The sequence below is a fragment of the Vreelandella alkaliphila genome (genome assembly GCF_016107625.1).
Lineage (GTDB): Bacteria > Pseudomonadota > Gammaproteobacteria > Pseudomonadales > Halomonadaceae > Vreelandella > Vreelandella alkaliphila.
This window is the reverse complement of record NZ_JABASV010000015.1, coordinates 64,229-70,606: the sequence shown is the minus strand read 5'-3', so window position 1 is coordinate 70,606 and position 6,378 is coordinate 64,229. Positions and strand designations below refer to the sequence as shown.

Genomic DNA, 6,378 nt, shown 5'->3' with positions numbered 1-6,378 from the left:
TGGCATAGTCCGGGGCAATCTCGCCTTCGAAGCCACGGGCGCGCAAGGCGTCGAGGAAACGCACGTAATGAGTGCTTAGGCGTTTAAACGGGGCCGTACGAGAATCCAAAGATGCAATCATAGTTGATCAAGCCGTCACTGCTGGGAGCGGATAGGGGATACGCTACTTTACCGCAGCTACCGCGGCTCTGCATCTTGATGGCGCGTCTTATGCGCTGCCAAGCGCCTCTTTCACCAGCGCTGCGCTAGTCGCGTTCATGGGCAGTGCCAGAGCAAGTGCATGTGCTTGGGGGGACATCTTGCCCCAGGTTTTTTGCACAATACGCATCATATGGTCGTGCTCGACCTTGCGGGAGAAATCCGCGAAGTAATTTTCCAAGAACACCAGGCAGGCGCAATCTTCCAGCGCTTGCACATCGGCATCGCGGCCAAGACCTTTCTTACGGATAATCGTTGCGGTTCGTTCGGCGTCTGCTGCGCTATAACCAGCATCGCGCATCAGTTGGGCAGTGGTATCGCCCGCGCGCTCACCCTGATCGCGACGCCAGGTTAAATAGCCTATGCGTCCTTCAGGGTAATCGCTGCGCGGCACAAGCCAGCGCTGGAGATGTTGGGCGCGCACCGCCAAACGCAGCAGTTCGGCAGGGGCAGATTGCAACTGCGCTAACCAATGACTCATACGCTGGGCGTAGGCAAGCTCCTGGGGCAGGGGTGTGCCATCGGCAAGGGTGGTTTGGCGCGGATCTTGGGCGTGAAGCGCATCAATGGCCGTTAGAGTTTGTTCAAACGCAGAGGGCATAAGAGCTCGCATGATTAGGGAAGATTAACGACATGCTAGCAGGTTAGCGCCAGGCCATAAAAAAAGCGCCCGCTGCACAAAGGCAGCAAGCGCTAAAGTAACATTCATAAAGAAGTCTATGCGCGGTTGTTGTTATAAACCTCTTCGTTTAGTTCGCCTTCGCTTTTACCCACCAGGGTCGTGACCATCAAATCACCCGCCACGTTTACGCTGGTGCGGGCCATATCCAGAATACGATCGATACCGGCAACCACCGCAATGGCTTCCAGCGGCAGGCCAATTTGTGCCATTACAATCGACAGCATTATGAGACCCGCGCCGGGAACGCCTGCGGTGCCAATTGAGGCCAGCGTGCCGGTGGCCACAATCATGCCGTAATCCATCATGGTTAGATCGGTGCCGGTCATTTGGGCAATAAACAGCACGACTACGCCTTGGTAAAGCGCCGTGCCATCCATGTTAATCGTCGCACCCACGGGGAGCACAAAGCCAGAAACGCCCTCTGAAACCCCTAGGTTTTTTTGCGCGCAGCGAATCGACACCGGTAGCGTGCCAGCAGACGAGGCAGAGGAGAACGCCACTACAATGGCATCCAAGCTGCCTTGGAGGTAGCGCACAGGGTTCAAGCGGCCAAGTAGTGAAATAAACCCAGAGTAGATTACCAACACATGCAGAATGCAGGCGAGATATACCACGCCAATCAGCTTGGCCAGCGGCAGCAGTATTTCTAAGCCGTACTGGCCCGAAACGTGAGCGATTAAGCCAAATACACCAAAGGGCGCAAAGGCCATGACAATGCCGGTGAGCTTGTACATAGCTTCAGCAAAGCTATCGAAAACCTTCATAACCGGCTCGCCTTTTTCGCCAATCAGCGTTAGCGAAATACCTAAGCCAATGGCAAATACAATGATCTGCATAATGTTGCCATTAGCCAGGGCATCGAGAGGGTTGCGCGGCACCAAGTTAACCAGAATAGAAATCAGAGAGGGGGCTTCGTTTGCAGCCACTTCTGTATCGAAGCTTAAATCGACGCCTACCCCTGGCTGTAATAGGGTGGAAAGCAGTAGACCAATGCTGATCGCAAAGGCCGTCGTCACCAAATACAAGGTAATAGTACGCGCACCAATGCGACCCATTTTTTGCGGGTCACGCATTGAGGTAATACCGACCACTAGCGTCGAGAACACTAGCGGTACAATCAGCATCATTATGGCATTAATGAAAATATCGCCGAGCGGCTTAAAGACACTGGCGGTTTCACCTAGTAACGCACCGGCTAATATCCCCAGTGCCAACCCCGCCAAAATTTTTTTCCACAGCGCGATTCTACTCCACCAAGAAAACTTTCCCTTTTTTGCTGTTTCCTGCACTACGTTTCTCCTGTTTAACATCCATTATTAGTGATTCGCGCTGCAAATCGGCGGGCACTCTATCACTTTGGGCTAGTGAGCCAAGGTTTTTATGCCGATTGGTAATAGCGTATGCAGGGGAGCGGGAGTTTTGTGCAGTAAACGTTCGGAAGGAATCTTTCTTGGAGGTGTGAACCCCTAATTTTCGTTTTCCAACCTGCTTTTCATAACTTGCTGTATTAGGTAATAACTCGCTGGCGCTCCCCCCCATAGCTCCCCGCCGTGCTTTTGCCTACAATAGGCCTCTTTCATCACGGGCGATGTACGCCGTGTTCCACTGATTTCAGGCCAAGGGATAACTCATGCTCGATCCGAAACTGCTGCGCGGTGATCTTGATGCGGCTGCGCAACAACTGGCCCGGCGGGGCTTCGAACTTGATAAAGCGGCACTGCAAGCGCTGGAATCGCGCCGTCGTGAGTTGCAAACCCAGACCGAGCAGCTACAAAACGAGCGCAATATGCGTTCAAAAGCGATTGGTAAGGCGAAGGCTAGCGGTGAAGATATTCAGCCGTTGCTGGATGAAGTGAGCGATTTAGGCGAGCGCCTGGATAAAGCCAAGAAAGAACTGGCCGAGGTGCAGGAAGAGTGGGATGACGCTATTAGTGGTATTCCCAACCTTCCTCATGAAAGCGTGCCGGAAGGCAAAAGCGAAGACGATAATGTTGAGCTTCACCGCTGGGGTACGCCGCGTGAGTTTGATTTTGAGGTGCTGGATCACGTGGATCTTGGTAAGAAATCGGGTTATCTCGATTTTGAACTGGCGGCTAAGCTGACTGGCGCTCGCTTTGCGGTAATGCGTGGGCCGATTGCGCGTCTGCATCGGGCACTGGCGCAATTTATGCTGGATACGCAAACTCAGCAGCATGGTTACGAAGAGTGCTATGTGCCGTATATGGTCAATCGCGATTCGCTGATGGGCACCGGCCAGCTGCCAAAATTTGGTGAAGATCTGTTTAAACTTAACGACGAACGGGAATACCACCTAATTCCGACGTCGGAAGTGCCACTAACTAACTTTGTGCGTGATGAGATTGTCGATCAGGCGGCGTTGCCAATGAAGTTAACTGCCCACACGCCTTGTTTCCGCAGCGAAGCGGGTTCTCATGGGCGCGATACCCGCGGCATGATCCGTCAGCATCAGTTCGATAAAGTCGAAATGGTGCAGATTGTCGAGCCAGATAAGAGTTATGAAGCACTGGAAGAGATGCGTGGCCATGCTGAAGCAATTCTGCAGGCGCTGGAGTTGCCTTACCGCGTAGTAACGCTGTGTACCGGCGATATGGGCTTTGGAGCGGCGAAGACCTACGATTTGGAAGTTTGGTTGCCTAGCCAAGAAACGTATCGGGAAATTTCTTCAGTCTCTAACTGCGAAGATTTCCAGGCGCGGCGCATGCAGGCCCGCTTCCGCCACCCAGACGCGAAAAAGCCACAGTTGCTGCATACGCTGAATGGTTCAGGTCTAGCGGTGGGGCGTTGCCTGCTGGCGGTGCTTGAAAACCACCAGCAGGCGGATGGCTCTATTGCTATTCCTGCGCCTCTGCAACCCTACCTGGGCGGCCTTGAGCGTCTTGCCCTCTAATTGCCCACTCGACGTTGACCTCGGCATCGATACGAATGGTGCCGGGGCGATAGTCGCTAGCGGAACCACTGCCCATGGCATCACTCTCAGCGCGCATGGCCATCATGCGGGGCTGGAAGATGGGGGCTTGGGCTTCTTCAATGCGCTGTACTTGGCCAAGCCTTACGCCTAGTGTGCTGGCCATTAGGTCCGCTTTATGGCGGGCTTTTTCTAGCGCTTTAGTAAGTGCTTCATCGGTAGCAGCGTCGCGGTCTTGAAGATCAAACTGAACGCCGTCCAGCGTGTTCACGCCAGCACTTATCATTGCGTCAAACACCTCGCCCAATTGGCCTATATCGGTAAGCTCAATACTGAAGGGGCGCTCTAGGCGGGTGCGCATTAACGTTTCTTGTTCACCATCATCGTTGCGCGGCCCTGCGACGTGCTCAGGATAGACATTAAGTGACCCTGCATTGATGGCGCGTTGTTCAATGCCGATCTCTTCCATGGCTTTAATTAGCTCACTGGCTCGATTTTCAAGCCGTTCGCGTGCGTCGCTCAGCTCGCCACTGTCAGTATCTTCCAGCGTGGAAACCGCTGGGGTATTTTCCCATAGCCGTGCAGATAGTGTGGCTTTGTCGGGCTCTACTTCCACCCATGATTGGGCTTGGACATGTAGGCTAGGCGGGGTGGGGGGCGCGGCGTGAGCCGTAGACGTTACCAGAAGGGCGAGAAGTGCGCTGCCAAGCACGCCGTAGCGCAAGCGTCTTAGATGTGGTGTTGCTGGATTCATAGGTCACTTCCTTACTGATCGAGCCAATGATTAATGTTAACTAATTTATACTGTGACGCTGCTTGGAAGGGCAAAGCGCAATAAAGTTCACTGGCTAAGAGTCGATGCAAAGCAATTGCTTAATGTTGTCATGGTTTGTGCAATATCGCGCGAGCAGCCATGATATGTGGATAACATGCTAAGGAAAGGGCAATGTCGAAATTATCGGATGAGGATTATCGTAGTATCCCTTTAAATGCGACCCTGGCGCTTGCCGCACTCGTTGTTATTGTTGCGGGTATGAAGGCAGGGGCGGATCTTCTGGTTCCTCTGTTACTGTCAGTATTTATTGCTGTTGTATGTACGTCGCCTGTGCAGTGGCTGCACCGCTGTGGGCTCAGCAGGGGAGCCTCTGCTTTTTTAACATTGATGGTGCTGCTGGGTTTTATTTCCTTAATTGGCTTGCTGGTGGTGAACAGCTTTAGCACCTTTGTTCAAGTGCTGCCGGATATCGAGTCGCGTTTGTATGAGCACTATTGGGATTTGCTGAATGCGCTCTCTAGCCGTGGGCTAGCCATTAATCCTGATCAGCTCAGCAATATGCTTGCTATGGAAGACGGCGGGTCGTGGGTGACAACGTTGCTAGGCGAACTCGGCAACCTCTTTATGCAAGGCAGTGTTATCGGGCTGTTAGTTATTTTCATGCTGTTTGAAACGCTTAACTTCCGAGATAAAGTGTCCCGCGCACTTGAGAACCCAGCGCCAAGCCTAAAGCGGTTTAGCGAGTTTAGTTTAACGCTGAAGCGCTACCTGGCAGTGAAGACCGTTATTAGTTTGGCTACTGGGGTATTAGTCTGGCTCTCTTGTTTGATAGTGGGAGTGGAGTTTCCGTTGCTGTGGGGGGTGTTGGCTTTTGCCCTTAACTTTATTCCTAATATCGGCTCGGCCTTGGCGGCGATTCCTCCTGTGCTGCTATTGCTGGTATCCCAAGATGGCGGAGTACTGCAGGCATTTTTACTCGCATCTGCCTATTTGGTGATTAATTTCGTTTTGGGTAACTTGATTGAGCCACGAGTGATGGGGCAAGCCTTGGGGCTATCGACGTTTGTGGCGTTTCTGTCGTTGGTTGTGTGGGGGTGGATCTTTGGTGCTGCGGGGATGTTGTTGTCGGTAGTATTGACGATGACATTAAAAATCGCCTTGGATAGTCATCCTCAGACTCGCTGGATTGCTCATTTACTGGGGCCGGGAGGGCAGCGTCGAACGCGTCTTGGTGATGCACGCCGTCCACCTTGGAAGCGTCGAGAATAGAAGGAAGCGTTTGAGATGGGAAGTGCAGGAAGTTACCGCTGGCAGTGCCAGCGGTAACGTTAGCGCGAGTTAGGCATTTTGATCGATAAATTGGGTCAGCTGGGATTTAGACTGTGCACCTACCAGCGACGCTACTTTCGTGCCGGACTTAAATAGCATCACTGTTGGAACGCCGCGTACACCTTGTTCTGCAGCAATTTCAGGCGCATCGTCAACGTTCACGCTAACCACTTTTAGATTATCACCACGTTCGGCAGCAACTTCATCAACCACAGGTGCCATTACTTTACAGGGACCGCACCAGGGGGCCCAAAACTTCAGTAGGACTGGCTGTTCGGCGTTGAGGACTTCTTGCTCAAAATTGGCGTTGGTGACATCAACATTGTTAGCCATCTGTTTCTCCCGTTTGCGTTGCTCTTGCTGTTTCGTTGCCTCAAATGGAGCAACGGTCATTACGCGTTCTACTAGCGCACTTTCACCGCGCCAAGTTGGCAGATGTTAGCGGGCGGAGAAGGTGCTGGCAAATTT

The 6,378-nt window shown here is 52.7% G+C and carries 6 protein-coding genes; 2 read left to right on the top strand and 4 right to left on the bottom strand.

Annotated elements, in window-relative coordinates; genetic code table 11:
* Nucleotides 1-208: 208 nt before the first annotated feature.
* Both JFC11_RS17300 and JFC11_RS17295 read right to left on the bottom strand, forming a co-directional pair.
* Nucleotides 209-799 carry a DUF4202 domain-containing protein gene (locus tag JFC11_RS17300; protein WP_198350147.1) on the bottom strand — a complete coding sequence of 197 codons (591 nt, stop codon included), beginning with the start codon at nt 797-799 and terminating at the stop codon, nt 209-211.
* A 116-nt stretch (nt 800-915) separates the two neighbouring features.
* A complete protein-coding gene (locus JFC11_RS17295; protein WP_038482831.1) occupies nt 916-2,169 on the bottom strand; it encodes a dicarboxylate/amino acid:cation symporter in 1,254 nt (417 codons plus the stop codon).
* A 341-nt stretch (nt 2,170-2,510) separates the two neighbouring features.
* Between JFC11_RS17295 and serS the strand changes: the two genes are divergently transcribed.
* Nucleotides 2,511-3,788, top strand: a complete 1,278-nt coding sequence (serS, locus tag JFC11_RS17290) for a serine--tRNA ligase (RefSeq protein WP_038482834.1) — start codon at nt 2,511-2,513, stop codon at nt 3,786-3,788.
* Here serS and JFC11_RS17285 read toward each other — a convergent pair.
* Entirely contained in the window at nt 3,733-4,560 is an 828-nt protein-coding gene (locus JFC11_RS17285; RefSeq protein ID WP_120387219.1) for an SIMPL domain-containing protein, read from the bottom strand. The two genes, serS and JFC11_RS17285, sit on opposite strands and share 56 nt — an antisense overlap.
* Before the next feature lie 192 nt (nt 4,561-4,752).
* Here JFC11_RS17285 and JFC11_RS17280 point away from each other — a divergent pair, with 192 nt between their 5' ends.
* Entirely contained in the window at nt 4,753-5,850 is a 1,098-nt protein-coding gene (locus JFC11_RS17280; RefSeq protein ID WP_198350146.1) for an AI-2E family transporter, read from the top strand.
* A 69-nt stretch (nt 5,851-5,919) separates the two neighbouring features.
* Here JFC11_RS17280 and trxA read toward each other — a convergent pair whose 3' ends face one another.
* Nucleotides 5,920-6,303, bottom strand: a complete 384-nt coding sequence (gene trxA, locus JFC11_RS17275; protein WP_009722702.1) for a thioredoxin — start codon at nt 6,301-6,303, stop codon at nt 5,920-5,922.
* Nucleotides 6,304-6,378: the final 75 nt, after the last annotated feature.